Genomic DNA, 547 nt, shown 5'->3' with positions numbered 1-547 from the left:
TAATTAGTCGTTGTAGCTGAAGATTACGTAATTGCAAGAGTACAACGTCTTTCGCTCTACCTAAATCGTAGGGGGCTTCATCTAATTTTTCAAGTAGCAAAGAACGCTTGATAAAAGGTTCTCCTCGATATAAATCTAATTGTTTCTTAAATGAAGAGCTGAAAGGTTTCGCTTTTACCTGTCTTGTTAAAATATCTATAGGTTTGCTAAGTGGATAATCCTTTACATCCGATAATAAGCTTAAACCATGATCAAAAATCGGAGCTAGCTGCCAAGCTTCTGTTTGGGGATTAAATAAAAACAGAATATTATTTGTATGACGATCTTCATTTAGAATGAATGCATCAAATGCTAGCATTTGTGCAATCTCGTGTGTAACATCTAATCCTGTAAAATGGAACACCTTATCCATAATCGAATGAAATTTATCTTCTGTAGAGTAGCGGGTATTGTTTAAAACATCATCGGTTGTTTCAAAATTCGCTTCAAATAAGCGTTCTAGTGTTACCTCTTGTAACGGACCACGAAAATCGTTTGAATAACAGCC

1 protein-coding gene is annotated in these 547 nt (G+C 35.1%); it reads right to left on the bottom strand.

What is annotated here, in order from left to right:
* Positions 1-547, bottom strand: a 547-nt coding sequence (locus V7068_RS21970) for a hypothetical protein (protein WP_499714548.1), incomplete at both ends; no start/stop codon positions are given.

Origin of the sequence: Bacillus sp. JJ634 (assembly GCF_036962285.1) — a bacterium.
Classification (GTDB): domain Bacteria; phylum Bacillota; class Bacilli; order Bacillales; family DSM-1321; genus Peribacillus; species Peribacillus asahii_A.
This window is presented reverse-complemented; position numbering and strand designations above follow the sequence as displayed.